Consider the following 22329-nt stretch of genomic DNA (forward strand, 5'->3'; position numbering starts at 1 on the left):
CGCCTCCGCGCCGGGTGCCGGCGAGGCGCTTGTCCGCGCCCACCGGCACGCCGGCCTGGTTGAGATCGACCCCGCCGCGCCCGCCGATCTCAGAACCGTGCGGAGAGGCGGGCGGTGCCGGTATGCGAGAGGAAGCGGTCTCCGACATGGGCCTGGTACTCGCCCGTCAGCTCGATGCCGCCGCCGAGCCCGATCTGGAAGCCGAGGCCGGCCTCGCCGATCGTGTCCGGGATGCGCGAGGCGGTGGCGAACACCCCGAGGCTGCCGCTGCCCTGGAAGCTCGCCAGGCCGGTGAAGTGGTCGTCGGACAGGAGCGTCACGCCGAGGGTGCCGTAGGGGCGCAGCCAGCGGCCGTTGTCGAAATCGAAGCGGCCGCCGATCTCGACGTTCGGGCTGAAGGCCACCAGGGTCTTGCTCATGGCGCGGATGTCGAGATTGATCTCCGGCGCGCCCGTCTCCGAATAGGCCGGGCTGTGCGTGTAGAGCAGGTCGAGGTCGGCGTAGGGCTTGATGTACCAGCCGTCGAACAGGAACTGGTAGCTCGCCCGCAGGCGCCCGCCCGCCGTCAGCACCTCCGACTTGCTGCGCGCCGACCAGATCCCCTCGCCGATGCTGACCGAGCGGAGATTGTCCTGCCAGGCGTAGCCGACATTGGCCGAGGCCGCGAACAGCCAGGGGCCGACCTGGTGCTTGAGCGCCATCGAGACGTCGGCGGCGTCGCTCGTCGTCCCGCTGATGCGGTCGGAGTCGTTCTGGTAGGCGCGGGTATAGGCGCCCGACAGGCCGAAGAACCAGTCCGGGGCGAACTCGGTCTGCAGGCCGCCCTGGTAGCTGAGCGCGTTCTGGCGGTAGCCGCCCTCGCCGGGTGAGGAGAACAGGCTGGTGCGGGCCGCCGTGACGCGGCCCCAGACGCACTCGCCCTCGCGCAACAGGGTGCCGGAGCCTTCGAAGGCCGGGCAGCTCATGGCCCGCTTCAGGCCGGCCCGGGTGTCGAGGGTGCGGCCGGTCAGGACGTACTGGTTCGATTCCTGGTTCAGATCGTCGAGCGCCGCGGCGTAGCTCTTCTTGCTCTCCACGGAGAGGAAGCGGGCGAACAGATCGGCCTCGCCGATCGAGCCGTTGTTCCACAGCGTCTGCAGGGCTTCGGCCGTGGATTTCTGGTCGCCGGTGAGCGTCATCCCGACGGGCGCGGTGAAGCGCGCCGTCGGGCTCAGGGCGAGGCTGTTGCCCGACCGCAGGATCGCCCAGGTGACCGGAACCGAGTCCGACTGGATCGTCGTGGACGAGGTCGCCGCGTTGGCGTTCGTAATGCTGCCCGCCGTGAGGAAGGTGTACTGCCCAGGCAGGAGCCCGCCGATGACGTTGGGCCGCACGGTGCCGTCCAGCCAGACACTGCGGCTCACGGCCAGAAGGTCGGCGCGCAGGGCGCCGGCCGGGGCGAGGGGGGCGACGTCGACCAGCAACTGGCCGCTGCTGCGCTGTTCGAAATCGCCCTTCACGTCGGTGCGGGCGACGGTGCCGACCCCGCCGATATCGAGCGTGGCGTTGTTCGTCATCGAGCCGTTGCCGCTGCCGCCCAGATCGATCACGCCGCCCTGGCGTGTGCGCAGGATCGCTGCGCCGTAGCCATCCGCCCCGTTGGTCAGGGTGCTCATCGTCCCTGGGAGGGTCGTCAGAACGATATCGCCGATCAGAACGCCTCGGTTCTTGATATTGACCGGGTTGATCGTCCCGACGATGGCGCGGCCGGAGGCGGCGCTGACCACGGCCCGCTCGTCGATCAGGATCCGGTTGCTGTAATCGCCGCCCTCCAGGCGGATCGCCGCGCCGGTGCCGCTGCCGCCGCTGACGATGTCCTTGACGGTGATGGCGATGGTGCCGCCCGCGCGGGTCGGATCGAGGCGGCCGTCGCCGCCCTGGACGCCGCTCTGCGCGAAGATGGCGTTGGCATCCTTGCCCGAGGCGACGATCGACCCGGCGCTCTCGATGGTGATGGTCCCGCCGGAGCCGGTGGAGGTGGCGCGCGACTTGGGCGGATCCGACGCCTGGACCAGCTGGCCGGAGGCGAGGATCGGGTTGGAAAGGTCCACGACCAGGCCGCCGCCGCCGCCGAGGCTCTGGGCCAGGATGCCGTGGGCGCGCTCGCCGCTGGTCCGGATCGCAGCGCCCTCCTTGAGGGTGACGGAGAGGGCGCCGCCCGAGCCTTTCGAGCCCTCCTCGAGCAGGAACGGCACCGCGTAGCCCATCACCTGATGCGCGCCGGCATAGCCGCCGCCGCCGCCGATCGATTGCAGGAGCAGCGCCGTCGCGGCATCGCCCGTGGTCGTCACCCGCGCGCCGGCCGAGAGGGTCACGCCCACCGCGCCGCCGTTGCCGGTCGCGCCGCCCGAGCCGCCGATCCCGAAGGTGTAGGCGTCGCCGCTGGCGCTGGCGGCCGCCGCTGCCATGCCGCCGCCGCCGCCGACGCTCTGGGCCAGGATGCCGAGGGCGCCGAAGCCGCTGGTGGTGATGGCGCCGCCCTGCGTCACCGTCACGGCGCCGCCGTCGCCGGCCGCCTCGCCGGAGCCGCCCAGGGTCAGGCTGCCGGACTTCTTCGGCGCGCCCTCGGACGAAGGCTGTTCGGGGATCGTCTCGATCCCGATCGCCGCCAGCAGCGCACTGGCGAGTTCCTTGGCGTCGCTGTCGGATCGGGTCTTCTCCGCCTGCGCCTTGCCGGTCTGTGCGGAGGCGTCCGTCTTGCCGGCCTCCTTGGCGACCGGGAGCAGGAACGATCCGCCGCCGCCGCCGACGCTCTGCGCCACGATGCCGTGGGCCTCGCTGCCGGCGGTGACGACCGCGCCCGTGTTCTCGACCGAGACGTCGCCGCCCTTGCCCCCCTTGCCGCCGTTGCCGCCGACATTGAGGGTGACGACCAGGCTCCCCTCCTTGCTGCTGCCGGTGGTCGTGGCGCCCACGCCGCTGCCGCCGCCACCGCCGACGCTCTGGCCGTAAAGGCCGTAGGACATGTCGTCCGCCGTCGCGACGGCGCCGCGGTTGACGATCGAGACCGTGCCGCCCTCGTTGCCGTCGCCGCCCGTGCCGCCGAGAACGGCCCGGTAGTTGTTGGCGTTGGTCGCGGCGGCGAAGGCCATGCCGCCCTGGCCGCCGCCGCCGCCGACGCTCTGGGCGAAGACGCCGTGGGCCACGGCGCCGAGGGTGGTGATGGCCCCGTCATTGGTGACGGTGACCGCGCCGCCCTTGCCGCCGCTGCCGCCGTCGCCGCCGAGGCTCAGGGTCGCCTCCACGTCAGGCAGCTTGACGCTGCCCTTCTTCTGAGCCGCCAGATAGTCCGACGCGCTCTTGCTGTAGGATTGGAGCATCTTGGCGAAGTCGGAATTCTTGATCTTGGCCGCAAGGGACTTGTACTTGTCGGTCTCCTTGATGTCCTTCAGGAACTGATCGAGGGCTTCCTTGGTGTCCTTGTTCTTCTTGTCCTTCGCCCAGTCCTGATAGGCCTCGACCCCGATCGCCTGCTTGATCTGGGTCCAGATCGCACCGACCGCATCCGGCGTCGACGCCTTGCGCGCCGCCACGCTGCCGCCCTGGCCGCCACCGCCGCCGATGCTCTGCGCCACGATGCCGTGTGCGCCGTCGCCCCAGGTCTCGATTCCGCCCGTCGCGGCGTTGGTGATGGTGACGCCGCCGCCGGTATTACCGCTGCCGCCCTTGCCGCCGAGGGTGAGGTTCACCTTGAGCTTGCCCTGAGCGGCGCCCTGGACATCGCCGCCGGTGCCGCCGCCGCCGCCGATGCTCTGGGCGAAGATGCCGATGGCGTCGGAGCCGCCGGTCCGCAGGGCGCCGGCATTGGTCACGGTGACGGCCTGGCCCTTGCCGCCGCCCCCGCCCTGGCCGCCGATGGTGCGGGTCACCGACAGGGTGTCCGCCACCGGGAGCTTGCCGACCAGATCGTTCAGGGTCTTGTCGAAGGAGAGGCCGGGCATGGCGAGCCCGGTGGCACTGCCGCCATTGCCGCCGCCGCCGCCGATGCTCTGCGCCAGGATGGCGTGGGCGAAGCTGCCGCCGGTCACCACCGTGCCGACATTGTCGACGCCAATCGTACCGCCGTCGCCGCCGCTGCCGCCCTTGCCGCCGATCGCCTGCGCGGCGGCGATGTTCTGATGCAAACTGAGACTGTTGCTCGTCGCATCCGACTTGCCGGCATTGCCGCCGCCGCCGCCGATGCTCTCCGCCTGAAGACCGACGGCCTCGTCGCCGGAGGTCGAGACGAAGCCGTTATTGGTGATCTCGGCCCGACCACCCTTGCCGCCGCCGCCGCCGGTTCCGCCGAGCGTGGTGCTGAAGCTCAACGCCACCTCGCCGGGCGGCGCGACCGCGAGCGCGTAGGCAAAGGCATCGCCGGCGAGGCCGCCGCCGCCGCCGATGCTGAGGGCCTGCACGCCGATCGAGGCGCCGCCATAGGTGACGACGGCGCCGTCATTGGTCGCCTTGGCCAGGCCGCCCTCGCCGCCGAGGCCGCCGGAGCCGCCGACCGAGGCCGAGAGGGCGATGCTCGGCAGAGTCTTGCCATTGGGCAGGACCAGCGGCGTCGCGATGGCCGTGGACCGCGCCGAGCCGCCGACGCCGCCGCCGCCGCCGATGCTGAGCGCGTCGAGGCCGACCGCCGCGCGACCGCTGGTGCTCACGCTGGCGCTGCTCTCGATCCGGGCCTCGCCACCCTTGCCGCCGCCGCCGCCGCTGCCGCCCACGGACAGGGCGACCGCAAAGGCCGGGCTCGCGGTCGTGGCCGTGGCGACGCCGCCGGCGCCGCCGCCACCGCCGATGCTCTCGGCGAGGATTGCGCTCGCCCCGTCCCCGGAGGTGGTGATCGACCCGCCCGTCGTCTGCACCAGGACCTTACCGGCATGACCCCCGGCCCCGCCGCCGCCGCCCAGCGCGTAGCTGAAGAAGGCGCCCGGCTTGATCGCGGCGCCGCCCACGCCGCCGCCGCCGCCGATGCTCTGGGCCAGGATGCCGTAGGCGTCCGTGCCGGCCGTCTCGATCATCCCGTTCTGCTGCAATACCGTGACCGCACCGCCGAGGCCGCCCATGCCGCCCGTGCCACCGGAGGTGAAAGGCAGGATGCCGGCCTTGCCACCGCTGCCGCCGCCGCGCCCGGTCTGCGGAGCCGAGGCCTGGAAGGCATCGAGGGCGTTGCCGCCGCCGACGCTCTGGGCCAGGATGCCGACCGAGCCGGTCCCCCAGGTGCTGATCGTGCCCGACTGGGTCACCTTCACCGCGCCGCCGGCCCCGGCGGCGCCGCCATCGCCGCCGCTGCCGAAGGGCGCGCGGCCGCCGTCGCCACCCGGACCGCCGACCGATTGGGCGATGAGGGCCGAGCTGTAGGCCCCGAGCGTCGCGATGGTCCCGCTCTGGTCCACCGTGACCGCGCCGCCGGCGCCGCCCTTGCCGCCCGCAGAGCCGTTGATGCCGGTGGTATCGCCGCCGCCGGCGCCGCCGACGCTCTGGACGAGCACGCCCACCGAGGTCGCGCCCTCGGTGACGATCGAGCCGCGGCTGACGAGCACGGCCTCTCCACCGGCTCCCGCATCGCCGGAGAGGTCGCTGCCGCCCCGCGTATTCCTCATGCCGCCATCGCCGCCGAGGGACTCGACCACGGCGCCGGGCGCGGAGACGCCGCGCGTCACGATGCTGCCCGAAGGTGTGACGTCGAGTTCCGCCAGGCCGCCCTGGCCGCCCGTCTGCACCGAGCGCTTGCTTGCGGAGGTCGCGCCGTCGCCCGCCTTGCCGCCCTTGGACTGGACCGAGACGCCGGAGGTGCGATCCCCGAAGGCGGAGACTGGCGCCTGCAGGATGAGGCGGGCGGACCCGCCAGCACCGCCCCGAGCGATGCTGGCATTCCCGCCCTCGCCCCCCTTGCCGCCCTGGGAAGCGACGTTGATCAGCGCGAGCCCGATCTGACGATCCACACCGCCGCTCACGGCCCCGGTCTCGTTGAGGGTGACCGCGCCACCGTTTCCGCCGTTCCCGGCCTCGTTGTCGGAAGTAAGGGCCTTCGGCATGCGGCCTCCCGCACCGCCGATCGATTTCGCTTCGACGGCCACGCCCTGCACGTTCGAGAGCGTATCGCCCTGGGTGACCTGCAGGTCCGGCCCCTTGTCGCCGTCGTTCGCGGGCCGCCGCTTACCCAGGCAACCGATGAACAGGGCGCAGTCCACCCCCTCCCGACCGTCGCTCCCGCGCTGCACGAAGGAGCGGGCGGCGTCCTGGGCCCAGGCCCTGCCCCCCTGCGCCGTCATGAGCGCGCCGACGCTCACCCCCGCCAGCAATGCGACGGCCCGGCCGATCCGGGTTGCGTCGATCTGCCGGGAAGGCCGGGGCATGGGAGAGGCGGTCATCGACATGCAGTCCTTTCGATACGCAGCGTATCGCGTCGGATAGGTGCAGAACCTGACAATGCGGGCACATGAATGCTGAGCGTCGGACTATGACACGACGATCCGTCAACGTGCCTGCATTCCTGGCGCCGCACCTTCATCGTATAGGGAGCACGAACAAAGGACTGTGGCCTGAAACGAACACCCAATTTTTCTTTCGGATGCTTCGGATCATGGACACAGCTTCTTTTTCATGATGCCGGCAAATCACAACTACAGATGAAATATCTTCGGGCAGCACGAAGAACCGCGACAGGAGCGAACCCGTCCGCGGGCCCCATTCGACCGACATTGCCTGTCAGGATTGCCTGTCATCGCCGTGCGCTCACCTTGTCGCCTCCCCCGGGCGGGAAGGCACCGGATCCATCGGGACCGGACTCATGAGGACAGGCGTCGGAAGCGCCCGGCGGCGGCCATGAGGGCGCTGCGGGACGTTTCTGGATTGTTAACCTTAACGGATGGTTGACGAAGCTGTACCGATGCTCCGTTCGCGCGTGGACGTTGCATCTCTTCTGTTGCTGGCCAGGCGCCGAATGCTTCCACAGGCCGGATCCGCATCGGCAGAGCGGTGATGGCGCAACGGCTCCCGCCTCTGGGAATTGTCTCCAGCCCCTGGCGCCCGCCACGACGGGGCCGGAGCGACGCTCTCGACCGACAGGAGGGCCTCATGGACGAGAAATCCCGCCGCACGGCCCTCGCGGAGCGGGTGTCGCAGGAGATGAGCCTGGCCGAGCGCGAGGGTTTCTCCACCGCGACGCTCTGGCTGAACCGCGCGGATTCGGATCTGATCTGCGCGGCGCTGGCGCAGGCCGCCGCGCACGAGGACCACGCGGACACCGCCCGGCTCGACTTCCTCGAGCGTTGCAATGCGGCCCTCGCCGCCCGCTACGGCACCGGCAGCGGCTGGATCCTGACGATCGACCACGGAGGCGACCGGCTGGCCCTCAGGGCCGCACCGGCCGACCGGCCCGGTTCCGGCGCGGCGCGCGGGCCGCTGCCGTCCTGCCGGGACGCCATCGACGAGAAGCGCCGGGAATACGAGCGCGCCCTCGGCCGGCGGCGGCCGGGCGCCTCCGGCCCGCGATGAGGCGCCCGGGCGGGGTGCCCTCCCCTCCGGGGCCGGATCGGCTAAGAGAGAGGCCGGGTCCAAGCCAGGGGGCGGGGCCGAAGGACAGGGCGCGCCGCCGATGCCACGCTACTTCTTCCACACGCATATCGGGGACGACGTGGTGGTCGATCCCGACGGCCGGGAACTGGCGAACCCGGATGCCGCCTGGGAGGCGGCCCGGCTCCTCGCTCTGCAGCTGCTCCAGGGCGCCGGCAGCGATCCCGATCTGCTCAAGGCGGTGCTGTTCGTCGAGGACGAGGCCCGCGCCATCGTCCTCGAATTCGCCCTGACCGAGGCGCTGGCGGCCGCGCCGGAACCGGGCTCGGAGGGCGGGAGGCTCCACTGAGCGCGGAGGCTCAGGCGGTCCTGCTCAGTTCCCCGGCTGCTTCGAGGCGGGCGAGGGCGTCTCCGGCGAAACGGGCCAGGGCTTCGAGGCGGGACACCGTCCCGTCATCCAGCAACACCATGGCGCACCAATACGCCCCCAGAGCCGCGACCGCCGGCTCCCCAACAGGCACCACCACCAAACTCCGCAACGACTTGTTCACGTAGGGGGCCGCCGGGACGCGGGGGTCGCGCCGGATGTCGGGGACGATCACCGTCTCACCGTGCAGCATCGCCCAGCCCGACACGCAGTCGTGGAGCGCAAAACGGCATCCCCTCCAGAGCGGCTCGAACGCATCCTCGGCCACGTAGTGGCAAAAGTCGTTCTCCCTCAGGATGATGGCAATGCCGTCAGCACCCACGATCCATCGTGCGGTTTGCCGCAGGGCCACCACTACGTCGTCCAGCGATTGGGCTGCATCCATGAGATCGGCAGCGCGCACCAGCCGTGGATCAGACCGGAAGCGATCATCGAGCATGCAGGGAGGCTAAAGCTTGGGTCCGGAACCGTCCAGGTTCATCCTGGCGCGCCTCTATGGCGGACGAACCGCATGTCTTCCGGGAGACCAGCAGGGCGCTCGACACAATCACCTCGAAGGACTTGCAGGCGACGCCGCACCGGCGATCGCGGAAAAGGCTCCGGGCTAATCCGAGGTCGAAAGACTGCGGGGTCCCAAGGCCTGTTGCGCATCCCTGCCGACCTCCCTGGCCTGCGCCACCAGCCGCGCCTTGCGCTCGAGCCTCCGACGATCCGCATTTCGATCCTCGACCGTCTTGATACCGAGGCGATCCAGCAGATCGATGCTGCCCACGCGCGATGGGACCTGGTCCAAGGCATTGCGGCTCGGTCGCGGCAAGACATTCTCCTCTCGAAAGATCACGCATCGGTCTCCCGCATCATCTTGCGCAGCGCAGCGAAGCTTCAAGGCTTGGCCATCGAACTTGCGCCCGCACCGATCTTTTCAGGCGCGCGCAAGCGACCCATGACACGCCGGAATCAACGCCTGTCCCGCGGAGACGTCTCGGCATCCGACAGGCCGGCATACCACCGGGCGTAGCATGTGTTTCCGATCAGGCGGCGATTGAGATCGGGCGTGCCATCCGTCCACCAGACCGGCCCCCGCTCGCCCAGTCCGCGCTTGGCGTCGTCCACGGCGTGGCGCGCCTGTGCCAGCGCCCTCTCGTCACCGCTCCTCTTGGCAGCTTTGACGGCGCGGCGTGCCTCCATGAGGTCATGCACGAGTCGATCCCGCTGCGGGGACGGGAGATCGGGCCGCTGTCGACGCCACAAGCGGCCACGCACCACAATATAGCGTCCGTCCGGGGTTTCGAGGATGGACATGCTTGCAGGCCCTCGCCGCCTTGGTCCGCCGGACAGCCTCTCCCGGTCCATATGGGATCCGTTTCCGTCACGGCTCCCGCTCAGTCATGACGCAGCCCTCATCGAGACGCGTCGTATCGCATGCGTCCCGTCCCCTCAGGACGCAGGATCCGGATTCCCCCAGCTGTCGCATGGCCCCATGAACCCTTGCCCGCTCCGATCAAGCGTAAACGATGACGTTTGCCGCACAAAAACACGGGATGTGCAGGCACACGGGAGGGGTGGCCACCGTCGAGGATCTTTTTTGAACCCGAGCCCCTCTCGAAAGGATAATGGAAAAGACTTGTGCGTCGCCGCCATGGCAGATCGATCCGCCGTAGCCACTCCGGCGTGCCGTCCCAGCACATGGCGCTCTGTTCGGCCGCTACTAAGGCGGCCCTAATTCGGAAGATGAGAGAACTCGGTGGGGCAGTGAAGATCGAGGACAGCGCATCTGCAAGGCGATGAGTTTGCAGCAAACGCCATAGGCTGACGCGATCAGCGCATATGGTGTCGGCCTGTAAAAGAAGTTTTTACCCCTGCCCATGTTTTTTGTCGGAAAGCTGTTTTATGAGCTTGCGGAGCACTCTTCGCACGTGTTCGCGGACCCTATCTCCCTCTGGAGAAGGGGTCTCATTCGCAAAATAAAAGTCGAGGCAAACCACGAGCGACATCGTCCAATAACTCCAAAGTCTACGATTTATCGATCTTTTAGCCCCGCTGTTTTTGTATTTTTATTGACTTTTCACTAGCGTCCAACAAGATATCAAAAATTGTCGTTCATCGTACAATTATGCACACACAACCACAACGAGTAGATCTACGTATTTTCCATGCGCTTACGGAGAACGTCTGGATTATCGTCGCAACGATGAGCGGCCGAGGCGGCGGTGCTGAAACACACGACGTATGGAGTGATTGATTTGGCACGCTATTATTTTGACTTACAAAGTCATCGCAAAATCATTCGCGACGAAGTCGGTGTTGAAATCGACGACCCCGAGCGAGCCTTCAAGGATGCCCTCGCCGTGGTGGAAGAAATGCGCACCAGCGGCGAACTCAACGATGCCGACGATAGTTGGGTCCTCGTTGCGCGCGACAATAGCAGTGACAAAGAATTTTTTCGTATATTTATATAGTTGGCGCATATAATGAAACTTGCGCCAATATATTTGGCTCATAAAAACAAATATATATTATTTTTATAATTTATGAACAAATTTCACTAGCGCAATCTGGCATCCGTCTTCTAGCGCGACGCCGAATCTCGCAGCTCTGCAACGTGCACCGACAGGCGCAGAAAGCATTTCGGCATCAAGAACTTGTGCACATGTCCGACACCGTTGGAGCACGATCGGCCAAATTCTCGAAAATCTGCCACCAGAGCCAACATCCGCGCCTCTCAACCTCCGCCGGGCACGGCCTCCCACGTCATAACAGTCAAGCTGTCAGCGGCGATCTTCAGGGTGCTTCGCCGCCGAATTTCCAGCATCCGTTCCGCGCGGTCGCCCGCGGACAATGATGGGGAACCGGGTCCGGTCGTGACGCAATCGCGTCCGTCTCCCGCGCGAGGGCACACACAGGGCCGTGTGCGCCGAGGCGTCGTCCCCTCCTACCGCGTGGCGAACTTGATGCTGATCGCCGCCTTCGCGGTCAGCCCCGGGCTCGCCAGCAGGTTCAGGTACTGCGTGTAGCGCTTGTCGAACGCGTTCTGGACGATGAAATCCGCCCGGATGCGGTCGTTGACGCGGTAGGAGGCGAAGAAGTCGACCAGGGCATAGGCCTTGGTTGCCGGGATCGTCGTTCCGGCGGGCACGTCGAGGCGACTGTCCACGAAGGTCAGGCGGCTGCCGACCGTCAGGCTCTCGTCGAGGAAGCGCAGGCCGATGGTGGTGCTGATCCGATCCGGCGGCACGCTCAGCAGCGTCTCGCGCGTCTGCCGGTTGCGTCCCTCCACATGCGTCGCCGCGAAGGAGACGAAGCCGCCGCCCCAATCATAGGCGCCCTCCAGCTCGACGCCCGACAGCTCCGCCTGGGCGATGTTGAGATACTGGAACGATTGCACCGGGATCACGCAGGGGAAGCGGCCGGGAATGCGCGTGCAGATCGAGGCCGGGATGCCGGGGATCGCCGGCACGAAATAGGTCGGGCCGACGGACGAGATGTCGATGTAATTGTCGATCGCGTTCTGGAAGACGTTGACCTTGGCCCGGAACGTGTCGCCCGGCGCGAAGATCTGATTGTACTTGAGGTTGATGCCGCCCTCGATGTTGTGGGCCACCTCCGGCCGCAGAGTCGGATTGGGCAGGATGTTGAAGGCCGGGAAGGGGTGGATGCCCTGGACCAGGGTCTCGGTGATCGAGGGCGCCCGGTAGCCCTCGGCATAGGTACCGTAGAACTCGATCCCCTCGAAGGGCGAGATTCCGACGGTGATCTTGGGGGAGATCCGATCGCCGCTCGCACGATAGGCTCCGCCCGAGAGGTCGTAATGGTCGTAGCGCAGGGCGCCGATCACCCGCAGCCAGGAGGCGTAGCGCAGCTCGTCCTGGATGAAGGCGCCGGCGAGGCTGCGCTCGCCCGAGGGGGTGAAAGCCGAGCCGAAGCCGCCGGCCTCGTCCGTCGTCTTCACCCGGTCGAACACCGCGTCTCCGCCGATGGTCAGGGCATGGCTGAGCGCCCAGGTGTCGAAGCGGGCCGTGTTGTGGACGTCGAAGCCGGTGGTCTCGATGTCGTAGGTGATGCGGTCACCGGCCCTGACGCCGAGATTGCGGTAGAGCCCGCTCGCGGTGTCGTTGAGGAAGGTCAGAGTGTTGTGCGTGGTCGTGTAGTAGCCCTTGGCGCTGAGATCGACCAAGGGCACGTCCGGCCGGGCGAAGCGGTAGCCGAGGATGTAGGTGTCGGCCTGAACGGCGTTCTGGAAGCGCGCGCCGGCATTGCTGCTGCCGTTATTGGCGAAATCGAAATTCTGGATGAGCGCCGTGCCGCTGATCTCGTGGCCGTCCGCGGGCCGGAGATTGATCTTGGCGAGACCGGAGGTCAGCTCGTTGCCCGTGTCGCGCACGAGGTTGCCGAGGCCGTCGCGATAGGGATCGTTGTTGCGATAGACGAACTGGCCGAACACGTCCGCGCCGGCGCCGATGCGGGCGCCGAGGGCCGTCGAATTCAGGAACTTCTGGCCGTTGGTGCCGAAGCCCCATTTCTGCACCGCGCCGGCGGTCTCGTCGGGGGCGAGGATGTCGTCGATCGAGCGGGTGCGGAAGGCGACCACGCCGCCGATGGCGCCGGAGCCGTAGATGGTCGAGGTCGGGCCCCGGGTGATGTCGACGCCGCCCACCAGTTCCGGATCGAGATAGAACACGCCGTTGGCGCTGTGGCCCGAGGTCTGGAAGTTCTGGCGCGCCCCGTCAACCAGCACGTTCACGCGACCGAAATCCTGCAGGCCACGGATGTTGATGGCCTGGGCCGGATCGTTCTGGTTCTCCTGGGTGGTCACGCCGGGCACGTCCCGCAGCACCTCCGACAACCGGCTCGGCTGGATTCGGTTGATCTGCTCGCGGGTGATCACGCTGGTGCCGGAGAGCGCGTCGATCGCCCTCTCCTCGGTCTTGGTGGCGGTCACCGAGATCGTGTCGAGGCTCACGACTTCCGAAGGCACGACCAGTGGGGGAGCCGCTGCATTCTGGGCGCGGGCGAGATCGAGCGAGAGCAGGGAGACGCTCGCCGCGAGGCTGGCGAGGAGGGCGTGACGGGAGGACATGGCCGGTTCCGCAAGACAGGGCAGCGTTTCGACATTGGCTGGCTGGCGGAGGGCTGGCTGGCTGGATACCGTGATGGGGCCGCGATCACGGATCGGTCAACGGAAGCTTGACCTCATCAGTTTGGTGCGAGTCCAAGCCGCTTCTGCGAAAGACTAAAACCGTTCCAAACGCGCGTTTCTCCCGACTTACGTGTTGCCGTCCGGCAACACTCGGTGTGGCAGCACGAAAGGCTGCGGCGGCTTCGGAACTTGCCCGACCGGCCAGGAGACCCCGAAGACGCGGGCGACCAACGCATCGGTGAGAATCGCGCCGGGCGTGCCCCTCGCGACCATGCGACCGCCCTCCAGGACCAGCAGCGTGTCGGCATAGGCTGCCGCGAGGTTCAGATCGTGCAGGATCGCGACAACGCCAACGCCCGCGCGCCTCAGGCCATCCACTGCTTCGAGCAGGGTGGATTGGTGATGCAGGTCGAGACTGGCGGTGGGTTCGTCCAGGAACAGAGCCTGTCCGGTGCTCAACGAGCGTCCTGCGGCGAGCTGGCAGAGCACCCGGGCGAACTGAACGCGCGCCTGCTCGCCTCCCGACAGCGTCTGATAGGAGCGGCTCGCGAGATGCGCCACATCCGTCTTCTGCAGAGACTCGGCCAGGATCCTCTGCCTGTCCCGGCGCGTGAGGCCGCGGCCGATCCCGTCCAGACCGATCCGCGCCACGTCGGCCGCGGAGAAGGGGAAGGCGAGGCGCGCGCTCTGCGGCAGCACCGCCCGCTGGGCCGCAAGCCGCCAGGACGGAATCTCGCCGACCGGCACGCCCTCGTAGAGTACCTTCCCCCGGCTCGGTCGCAGCTCCCCGCTGAGCAGGCGCAGCAGCGTGGACTTGCCGGCCCCGTTCGGGCCGACGATTACCTGGAAGCTGCCGGGGGCGATCGTGAGCGAGATCTCGGCGACGAGGGCGCGCCCGCCCACCTCGAAGACGAGGTCGCGCGCCGCGACGAGGGCACCGGGCTCAGACATCGAGGGCCTTCGCCCGGCCGAGCAGCAGCCACAGGAAGACCGGGGCGCCGACCAGGGCCGTGACGATCCCGATCGGCAGCTCCGCCGGCGCCACCACAAGGCGGGCCGCGACATCGGCCAGCACCAGCAGCGCGGCACCGAGCAGGGCACAGGCCGGAAGCAGCCGGCGATGCTCGGGCCCGATCAGCAGGCGCAGGGTGTGCGGCACCACCAGACCGATGAAGCCGATGATCCCGGCCGCGGCCACGCCTGCACCGACGGTGATCGCCACCAGCAGGATGACCGCGCGCTTCAGGCGCTCGACCGGAACACCGAGATGAAAGGCCTCCGCCTCGCCGAGCACCAGCGCGTTGAGCCCGCGCCCGAGGAAGGGCACGGCGAAAAGCACCGGCAGGATCGCCGGGGCGGTGGCCGCGACCTTGGCCCAGGTCGCCCCGCCGAGACTGCCCAGCGTCCAGAAGGTCAGGTCGCGCAATTGCCGGTCGTCGCTCGCGTAGACGAGGAGGCCCGTCAGCGCACCGCTCAGCGCCGCGAGCGCGAGGCCGGCGAGCAGCATCGTCGCCACCGAGGTGCGGCCGGCGCGGGTCGCGACGAGATAGAGGCCGAAGGTGGCCAACACTCCGCCGAGAAAGGCGCCTGCGGGCAGCACGGCGTAGGGCAGCGGGCCGGCCATTCCGAGGGCGTGCAACGTCCGGTCGCCGAGGGTGATGAGGGTGGCGGCGGCGAGGCCGGCCCCGGCGGAAACGCCGACGAGGGCGGGATCCGCCAAGGGGTTACGGAAGAGGCCCTGCAGGAGGGCTCCGGAGACGGCCAGCCCGGCTCCGACGAGGGCTCCGAGGAGCGTCCGCGGCAGCCGGATGTTGAGCACCACCAGGGCGTCGCGCGCCAAGGCCGGATCGGTGCCGCCCGACAGCAACACGTCGAGGATCCGCCCCGGCGGGATCGCGATCGCGCCGAGCCCCAGGGAGAGCAGGCCGGCGACGGCGAGCAGCGCCGCGAGCCCGGCGAAGACGGGCAGGCTGCGCCGCGGGGCCAGCGATGCCGCCGCCTCAGCCACGGAACAGATCGGGATAGATCGCCCGCATCAGCGCCGTGGCGGCCTCCGGCGTACGCGGGCCGAAACCGAGGAGCGTGAGGCCGTCCATGGCGACGAGGGCCCGCTTCGCGGCGGCGGGGGTCTGGCCGAGCGCCGTGCCGGAGGCGAACACGGCCTCCGGGCCCGGCGCGTCCGGGCCGTTGCGCATCATCACCACGGCCTCCGGCGCGGCGGCAACGATCGCCTCGTCGCCGATCGGCTTGAAGCCCTCGAGGCCGCCGGCGGCGTTCTCGACGCCGGCGAGGGCGAGCATGCCGTCCGCGCTGCTGTTGCGGCCGCCGACCATGACGCGGCCATTGGCGAGCGACAGGACGAGGAGAGCCCTGGCCCGACGGGTGATCCGCGCGCGCTGCCGGGCGAGCTCCGCGAAGCCGGCGCCGACCTCCCGGGACAGCGCCTCGGCCGGCCCGTCGAGGGCGGCCAGGTGGCCGACCGTCGCGATCTTGTCGAGGACGCCCTCCGGCGTCGGCGGTTCCTGGACCAGGGAGACGGGGATGCCCGCCTCGCGCAGCAGGGCGAGGACGTCCGGCGGCCCGGCCCCCTCCGCCGCGATCACCAGATCCGGCCGGACCGAGAGCAGGCCCTCCGCCGAGAGCGCCCGCAGATAGCCGACATTCGGCTTCTCCCGCAGGATCTCGGGCGGATAGACGCTGGTGGTGTCGACCGCCACGATCCGCCCCGCGGCGCCGAGGCGGCAGAGCGTCTCGGTCACCGCGCCCCCGAGGGAGGCGATGCGCGCCGCCGGCTGGGCGGCCCCCGGCCGCCCGGGCAAAGCCACGAGGCCGAAGAGGCCGGCCAACACGGCCCGGCGGTTCCAGGGCGAGAGGGCGGACAGCGCGCTCATTTGGTGAGGATCAGCTTGTCGTTGGCGGTGACGCGGAGGCGGTAGCGCTCGCCCGCATGGAGAATCGTGACTTCCCTCCGGCCCCGCATCAGGGCCGCCGAGTCAATCGTGTCGCCCGGTGCGAGGTCGGACTCGTCGGTCTCGCCGCCGCTGCCGGCGGGATCCTGCGTGAAGGAGAGGTCCGAACGGTTGCCGATGCTTGCCATCTTGGAATTCTAACAATCTGTACCTTTGAATTTTTAAATTCTAAAGTACAGATACTTCGATAGATCTTTACTAGAAGGGCTTTCGACCTGACGCAAGTTAAGCTAGGCCGTTCACGCCGGGGTTTGTACGCCCCCGAACGAACACGCAGGGAAGACCGTCCATGTTCATCGCGATGAACCGGTTCCAGGTTCTCGAGGACAGCACCGAAGCCTTCGAGCAGGTCTGGCTGACGCGGGAGAGCAGCCTTCACGAACTCCCCGGCTTCATCGCCTTCCACCTGTTGCGCGGGCCCGAGCGGGAGGACCATGTCCTCTACGCCTCGCACACCGTCTGGGCCTCGAAGGCGGATTTCGAGAACTGGACGCGCTCGGACCAGTTTCGCCGCGCCCATGCCGGCGCCCCCAGCGCCCGGCCCACGACCCTGGGGCATCCGCAATTCGAAGGCTTCGAGGTGATTCAGACGGTGGTGCCGCCGTCCGCACCATAGCGCGCGAGGCCCGGCCTGCGCCGGGCGATCCGGTTGCCGGTTGCCGGCCGGCGTCCGATCGCCCAAACTCGCCCGGCCGCTCGACGGCGGGAAGGGGCGACGGCCTTGCGATCCATCCTCGCGCTCGCGACGCTGCTTCTGGCCATGGGCCCGGCCCCTGCCCGCGACCGCGCGCCGCTCCCCTCCGAGACGCCGATGGAAGCCTGCCCGGAATACGGGGCGGGCTTCGGCCGCATCCCCGGCACCTCGACCTGCCTCCGCCTCTCGGGCCGGTTGGCCGCCGATGCCGCCCTCGGCCACACCTCCGGCTCGGCCGCGCGGCCGTTGCAGGGACGCGTCTCCGTCGATGCGCGCAGCTCGTCCGATTACGGCCCTGTCCGCTCCTTCGTCCGGATCGGCGGCGGCATCCGTTGACGGATGGGCCCGGAGGGCGGGCTCGGCCCTGAACAGGGCAAGCTCACCGCCCGCCCCTCCGACTCGAAACGCCGGAAACATCCTGAAACAACGCGACAAGGGTAGGGCATTCAGGCCCGGAATTCCTTACGGTCGATTGCCAGAGCGTTTCGGTATTTTCTGATTATTTCCGAGATCTATCGAACCGGAAATTTACCAACCTCGCTTATCACCGTGTGCGGCGAGCGGCGCATTAGCGGACCGGCAACCAGATCGCGATCAATAGGAAACGGCTCAATCCCAAGGCGAGCGACGCGTCCCATGGCCGACGCGGAGACCCGCGGATGACGGGCGCTGGACGAGGATCGATGGGCGCGGTGGGGCACGGACGGAACGGCTTGCGACGCGTCTTCGGCCGCTTCGCTCGGGCGCAAGGCGGCGGCCCTGCGGTCGAGTTCGCCCTGATGCTGGTGCCCTTCTTCGGACTGCTCGGCGGCATCATCCAGTTCGCCTTCATCATCTGGGCGGGCCAGAACCTCGACCAGATGGTCCAGCGGGCCGTGCGCAACCTGTTCACCGGCAGCTTCCAGAACGCCAACATGGGCCAGACCGACACGGCGACCCTGCTGAGCAACCTGAAGGCGACGATGTGCCAATCCGGCGGCGCGGCGATGGTCACCGTGTTCCCGTGCAGCGCGCTGAAGCTCAACGTATCGGTGAGCAGCAGCTTCGCCAATGGAAGCCAGCTGAACGCCTACGATGCCACCTCGCGTTCGATCAGCACGAGCTTCGAGGGCTATACCTGCGCGCGCGCCAGGGAGATCGTCATCGTCTCCGCGGTGGTCCCGCTTCCGACCTTCTTCAAGCTCCTCAATCCCGGCATCCTGCTGATGGCGGACGGATCCTACCTCCTGCAATCGACCGCGGTGTTCCGCACCGAGCCCTATTCCGCGCCGAGCGCGGTCTGCTCGTGAGGCGCGGGATGGCGAAGCGCTCCCCCCGCCTGCCCTTGCGGCGCTTCCTGCGCGCGTCCGAGGGCGCCGGCGTCGTCGAGTTCGGGCTGGTGCTGCCGGTGATGGCCCTCATCCTGATGGCGACGGTCGAATTCGCCCACGCCATCGACAATTACCGCAAGGTCACCCTGCTCGCCCGCACGGTCTCCGACCTCACCGCCCAGGGCGGCGCCTCGGATCCGATGGATACGAGCACGATGACCGACATCCTGGCCTCGTCGAAGCTCGTCCTCACCCCCTTCGACAGCAGCCGGGCGAAGATCGTCGTCAGCGCTCTCGGGGTCTACCCGACCACGCTCAGCCTCAAGCCGTATGTCTGCTCCAGCATCGCCAGCAACGCCACGGCCCGCGCGGCCAAGGCGGTGGCGAGCGACCTCACGGTCCCGCAGGGCTTCCAGACCGCCGGCATGCGCTACCTGCTGACCGAGGTGACGATGCCCTACAAGGCCTCCATCGGCACCAGCCTGATCAACTATCTCACCGGGGGCACCGGCTACACCTTCGCCGTCAGCATGCCCTGGCCCGCCCGCGGCGGGGCCACCTACAACGGCACCGCGACCGAGGTGACGCTTCCCGGCGGCGCCCCCTGCCCCCTGACCGCCCCCTGACCCCGCCCGACGCGGCGGCGCCCCGGCGCCCGCGAACGGGACCGATCGCCCTGCCCGCGAGCCCCCGACCATGCTGCGCCCACCGGTCCGCCCCTTCCTCACCCGTAGCGACGGCCAGATCGCCGTCGTCTTCGCCCTCGCCGCCATCCCCCTGCTCGGCTTCACGGGCATGGCGATCGATTACGGCCTCGCGACGCGCCTCCAGACCAAGCTGCAGGCGGCGACCGACGCCACCGCGCTCACGCTGTGCCAGGCCAACGCCGCCACCACCGCCGCCTTGCTGCAGACCCAGGCCAACACCACCATGTCCGGCTACATGGGCAGCGAGGTCGGGCTCACCGTCGACCCGCTCACCGTGGCCTCGAACCCGCGCAAGATCACGCTGACGACCCATGTGACCTCGAAGACCTTCTTCAGCGCGATCACCGGCAAGTCCGGCCTCTCGCTCGCGGCGATGGCGCAATGCGCGCCGCCCACGCCCAAGACCTTCGAGATCGCCCTGGTGCTCGACACCACCGGCTCCATGGCGAATTCCGGCGGCAGCGGCTCGAAGATGGACGCGCTCAAGCAGGCGGCCTCGAACTTCGTCGACTACGTGAAGAGCGATCCCGCCTTCGCCTCCGACACGCGGATCTCGATCGTCCCCTTCGCGGCCTCCGTGGCGGTGGACCCGGTGAGCAGCGCGACGGCGAGCTGGGTCGACACGGGCGGCAAGTCGTCCCTGCACTGGACCAACATCGACAAGACCCAGGCCAACGCGCTCGGCTTCACCAGCCGGCTCTCGATCTTCAACGCGCTCAAGACCATCAGCCCGCTCTGGGCCTGGGGCGGCTGCTTCGAGACCCTGCCCTATCCGCAGAACGTGCAGGATGTCGCCGCCACCGGCGGCAACGACAGCCTCTACGTGCCGATGTTCGCCCCCGACGAGCCCGGCGGCGGCACCACGGGCTCCACGACCTGGAACGGGAACTACACGTTCAACAGCTACATCGACGACTGGAACGGCACGACGAGTTCGAGCTGCACCGCGAGCCCGAGCTCCTTCGCCAATGCCGAGAAGCAGGCCTGCAAGTACCAGAACCCGCGCAACGCCAAGCCGACCAGTTCCGGCGGCGTCGGCATCCCGAACGGGCCGAACTTTCAGTGCCTGAGCCGGCCCCTGCAGCGGCTGACCTCGGATGCCAGCACCCTCAAGACCCTGATCAGCAGCCTGAACGCCGCCGGCTCGACCAACATCCACGAAGGATTCATGTGGGGCTGGCGCACGATCTCGCCCAAAAGCGTCTTCGCGGACGGGGCCTCCTATTCCTCAGCGACCACCAACAAGGTCCTGGTGCTGATGACCGACGGCGCCAATAGCTGGCCCGACAATCCCTACACCAACTACAATCAGACCCTGTATTTCTCCCACGGCTACCTGACCAATGCCGACGGGTCCGGCCCCGGCGCCCGGCTGCCCGCGCGCTACCAGAGCGTCTCCTCGACCGCGCAGCAGCGCAACGCCCTCGACGCGCTGACCCAGGAGGCCTGCACCAACGCCAAGTCGACGGGCATCTCGGTCTACACGATCGGGTTCAGCGTCTCCTCGGATGCGATTGACGCCCAGGGCATCACCCTGCTGCAGAACTGCGCGAGCCTGCCCTCGCAGGCCTATGTCGCCAACGATTCCTCGAGCCTGATCGCCGCCTTCAAGAGCATCGCCAAGAGCATCGGCGCCCTGCGCCTGACCCAGTGACCGGGCCCGGGCCCGGCCCGAGAAAGACAACCTGAAGTGTCGGATCTTCCGGAATGATTCCCGTCACGAAACCGTTGCCGGGTCCGTGCTCATGGAGGCTCGCGGCCCCTCACGGCCGCGCCCATGAAGCGGGATCTCCGGCATGTCAGGATCCACACTAGGAAGCTACGCGCCCGATCTGGCGCAATCCGAGTCTCCCTCCGGGCATGGGCGGCCCGATCTCGGGGGCCAGCGCTCCCTCGTCGTGACGGTCGGCTTCCTGGGCGCCATCGTCGCGGCGCTGCTCTACGTCGCCTACAGCATCTCCGTCGACGTGAGCGAGACCGGCGCGCATGCCGGCACCTATCTCCCCTACATCCTGCTCTTCGTGGCGCTCGTCATCGCCCTCGGCTTCGAGTTCGTGAACGGCTTCCACGACACCGCCAACGCCGTGGCGACGGTGATCTACACGCATTCGCTGCCCGCCAGCGTGGCGGTGGTCTGGTCGGGCTTCTTCAACTTCCTCGGCGTGCTGCTCTCCTCGGGGGCGGTGGCCTTCGGCATCGTCTCGCTGCTGCCGGTGGAGCTGATCCTGCAGGTCGGCTCGGGGGCGGGCTTCGCCATGGTGTTCGCGCTGCTCATCGCCGCGATCCTCTGGAACCTCGGCACCTGGTATTTCGGCCTGCCGGCCTCCTCCTCGCACACGCTGATCGGCTCGATCATCGGCGTGGGCGTGGCCAACGCCCTTCTGCACGGCCGCTCGGGCACCTCCGGCGTCGATTGGAGCAAAGCGACCGAGATCGGCTGGTCGCTGCTGCTCTCGCCGGTCTTCGGCTTCCTGGCCGCCGGCGCGCTGCTGCTGGTGCTGAAACGCGTGGTGCGCAACCCTGCCCTCTACCAGGAGCCCAAGGGCAAGGAGGCGCCCCCCCTGTGGATCCGCGGCCTGCTGATCGCGACCTGCACCGGCGTCTCCTTCGCCCACGGCTCGAACGACGGCCAGAAGGGCATGGGCCTGATCATGCTGATCCTGATCGGCACCGTGCCCACCGCCTACGCCCTCAACCGGACCCTGCCGGATTCCGCCCTGGCGCAGTTCCGCACGACCTCGCAGGCGGCCTCCGAGGTGGTGGCGAGGAAGGCGGCGGGCCATGCGGTGACCGGCGATCCGCGCCCGGCGGTCACCGCCTATGTCGCCGCCCGCACGCTCGAGGCCGGCACCTACCCGTCCCTCTCGGCGCTGATCCAGGAGATCGGCACCGAGGTCGAGCGCTACGGCAGCCTCGCCAAGGTGCCGGCGGAGGCCGTGGGCAACACCCGCAACGACATGTATCTCGCCTCCGAGGCGATCCGCTTCCTGATGAAGGACAAGGCGAGCGAGCTCTCCGCCGCCGAGGCCGGGGCGCTCAAGGCCTATAAGGGCAGCCTCGACGAGGCGACGCGCTTCATCCCGACCTGGGTGAAGGTCGCGGTGGCGATCGCCCTCGGCCTCGGCACCATGGTCGGCTGGAAGCGCATCGTGATCACCGTGGGCGAGAAGATCGGCAAGACGCACCTGACCTACGCCCAGGGCGCCTCGGCCGAGCTCGTGGCCGCCGGCACGATCGGGGCCGCGGACATGTTCGGCCTGCCGGTCTCGACCACCCACGTGCTCTCCTCGGGCGTCGCCGGCACCATGGCCGCCAACCGCTCCGGGCTGCAGGTCGCGACCCTGCGCAACCTCGCCATGGCCTGGGTGCTGACCCTGCCGGTGGCGATGCTGCTCTCGGGCACGCTCTACGTGATCTTCTCCCGCCTGTTCTGAGCCGGGATGACGGATGCTCACGCCCCGGCTCGTCTGCTCTTCGACGAGCCGGAACTGCCCGGCCTGCTCTGGGCCATGCGCTTCGACGAGAGCGGCCGCGGCCGGCTCCAGG

The 22329-nt window shown here is 68.7% G+C and carries 18 protein-coding genes; 9 read left to right on the top strand and 9 right to left on the bottom strand.

The window, feature by feature from the left end; all coding sequences use genetic code 11:
- Nucleotides 1-89: 89 nt before the first annotated feature.
- Nucleotides 90-6395 (bottom strand): autotransporter outer membrane beta-barrel domain-containing protein, encoded by a 6306-nt coding sequence (locus tag MMB17_RS00930; RefSeq protein ID WP_241100742.1) that lies wholly within the window; start codon nucleotides 6393-6395, stop codon nucleotides 90-92.
- Between the two features lie 706 nt (nucleotides 6396-7101).
- Here MMB17_RS00930 and MMB17_RS00935 point away from each other — a divergent pair.
- Nucleotides 7102-7521 carry a hypothetical protein gene (locus MMB17_RS00935; protein WP_241100743.1) on the top strand — a complete coding sequence of 140 codons (420 nt, stop codon included), beginning with the start codon at nucleotides 7102-7104 and terminating at the stop codon, nucleotides 7519-7521.
- Between the two features lie 100 nt (nucleotides 7522-7621).
- On the top strand, nucleotides 7622-7888 hold the full coding sequence (locus MMB17_RS00940) for a DUF6894 family protein (protein ID WP_241100744.1): 267 nt from the start codon (nucleotides 7622-7624) through the stop codon (nucleotides 7886-7888).
- A 10-nt stretch (nucleotides 7889-7898) separates the two neighbouring features.
- Here MMB17_RS00940 and MMB17_RS00945 read toward each other — a convergent pair whose 3' ends face one another.
- The 3 genes from MMB17_RS00945 to MMB17_RS00955 form a co-directional block, all read right to left on the bottom strand.
- On the bottom strand, nucleotides 7899-8405 hold the full coding sequence (locus tag MMB17_RS00945) for a GAF domain-containing protein (RefSeq protein WP_241100745.1): 507 nt from the start codon (nucleotides 8403-8405) through the stop codon (nucleotides 7899-7901).
- A 165-nt stretch (nucleotides 8406-8570) separates the two neighbouring features.
- Complete coding sequence (locus MMB17_RS00950; protein ID WP_241100746.1) at nucleotides 8571-8738, bottom strand: hypothetical protein; 168 nt, start codon at nucleotides 8736-8738, stop codon at nucleotides 8571-8573.
- Between the two features lie 185 nt (nucleotides 8739-8923).
- On the bottom strand, nucleotides 8924-9268 hold the full coding sequence (locus MMB17_RS00955) for a hypothetical protein (RefSeq protein WP_241100747.1): 345 nt from the start codon (nucleotides 9266-9268) through the stop codon (nucleotides 8924-8926).
- 908 nt (nucleotides 9269-10176) lie between these two features.
- On the opposite strand from MMB17_RS00955, the gene MMB17_RS00960 reads away from it, so the two are divergent.
- Nucleotides 10177-10425, top strand: coding sequence for a DUF6894 family protein (locus MMB17_RS00960; RefSeq protein WP_238309753.1), 249 nt, complete (start codon nucleotides 10177-10179; stop codon nucleotides 10423-10425).
- Nucleotides 10426-10898: 473 nt separating this feature from the next.
- Here MMB17_RS00960 and MMB17_RS00965 read toward each other — a convergent pair whose 3' ends face one another.
- The 5 genes from MMB17_RS00965 to MMB17_RS00985 form a co-directional block, all read right to left on the bottom strand.
- Nucleotides 10899-13043, bottom strand: coding sequence for a TonB-dependent hemoglobin/transferrin/lactoferrin family receptor (locus MMB17_RS00965; protein ID WP_241100748.1), 2145 nt, complete (start codon nucleotides 13041-13043; stop codon nucleotides 10899-10901).
- 186 nt (nucleotides 13044-13229) lie between these two features.
- Nucleotides 13230-14054 carry a heme ABC transporter ATP-binding protein gene (locus MMB17_RS00970; protein WP_241100749.1) on the bottom strand — a complete coding sequence of 275 codons (825 nt, stop codon included), beginning with the start codon at nucleotides 14052-14054 and terminating at the stop codon, nucleotides 13230-13232.
- The gene (locus MMB17_RS00975; RefSeq protein ID WP_241100750.1) at nucleotides 14047-15111 is read right to left on the bottom strand and encodes a FecCD family ABC transporter permease; all 1065 of its coding nucleotides are present in this window, start codon (nucleotides 15109-15111) and stop codon (nucleotides 14047-14049) included. Before MMB17_RS00975 ends, MMB17_RS00970 begins: the two co-directional genes overlap by 8 nt.
- Entirely contained in the window at nucleotides 15104-15994 is an 891-nt protein-coding gene (locus MMB17_RS00980) for a heme/hemin ABC transporter substrate-binding protein (RefSeq protein WP_241100751.1), read from the bottom strand. The genes MMB17_RS00975 and MMB17_RS00980 overlap by 8 nt, the downstream gene beginning before the upstream one ends.
- Nucleotides 15991-16200, bottom strand: a complete 210-nt coding sequence (locus MMB17_RS00985; protein WP_241100752.1) for a hemin uptake protein HemP — start codon at nucleotides 16198-16200, stop codon at nucleotides 15991-15993. The genes MMB17_RS00980 and MMB17_RS00985 overlap by 4 nt, the downstream gene beginning before the upstream one ends.
- A 161-nt stretch (nucleotides 16201-16361) precedes the next feature.
- Between MMB17_RS00985 and hmuQ the strand changes: the two genes are divergently transcribed.
- From hmuQ to MMB17_RS01015, 6 genes are all read left to right on the top strand, one after another.
- Nucleotides 16362-16688: a heme-degrading protein HmuQ gene (gene hmuQ / locus MMB17_RS00990; protein WP_241100753.1), complete on the top strand. Its 327-nt coding sequence runs from the start codon at nucleotides 16362-16364 to the stop codon at nucleotides 16686-16688.
- Nucleotides 16689-16793: 105 nt separating this feature from the next.
- Nucleotides 16794-17102: a porin gene (locus tag MMB17_RS00995; protein WP_241100754.1), complete on the top strand. Its 309-nt coding sequence runs from the start codon at nucleotides 16794-16796 to the stop codon at nucleotides 17100-17102.
- A 377-nt stretch (nucleotides 17103-17479) separates the two neighbouring features.
- Complete coding sequence (locus MMB17_RS01000; protein WP_241100755.1) at nucleotides 17480-18055, top strand: TadE/TadG family type IV pilus assembly protein; 576 nt, start codon at nucleotides 17480-17482, stop codon at nucleotides 18053-18055.
- A gap of 8 nt (nucleotides 18056-18063) precedes the next feature.
- The gene (locus tag MMB17_RS01005) at nucleotides 18064-18702 is read left to right on the top strand and encodes a TadE/TadG family type IV pilus assembly protein (protein ID WP_241100756.1); all 639 of its coding nucleotides are present in this window, start codon (nucleotides 18064-18066) and stop codon (nucleotides 18700-18702) included.
- A gap of 70 nt (nucleotides 18703-18772) precedes the next feature.
- Complete coding sequence (locus tag MMB17_RS01010) at nucleotides 18773-20437, top strand: TadE/TadG family type IV pilus assembly protein (RefSeq protein WP_241100757.1); 1665 nt, start codon at nucleotides 18773-18775, stop codon at nucleotides 20435-20437.
- 142 nt (nucleotides 20438-20579) lie between these two features.
- Nucleotides 20580-22217 carry an inorganic phosphate transporter gene (locus MMB17_RS01015; protein WP_241100758.1) on the top strand — a complete coding sequence of 546 codons (1638 nt, stop codon included), beginning with the start codon at nucleotides 20580-20582 and terminating at the stop codon, nucleotides 22215-22217.
- Nucleotides 22218-22329 lie beyond the last annotated feature (112 nt).

The organism is Methylobacterium organophilum, assembly GCF_022533465.1.
In the GTDB taxonomy this organism is placed as follows: domain Bacteria; phylum Pseudomonadota; class Alphaproteobacteria; order Rhizobiales; family Beijerinckiaceae; genus Methylobacterium; species Methylobacterium organophilum.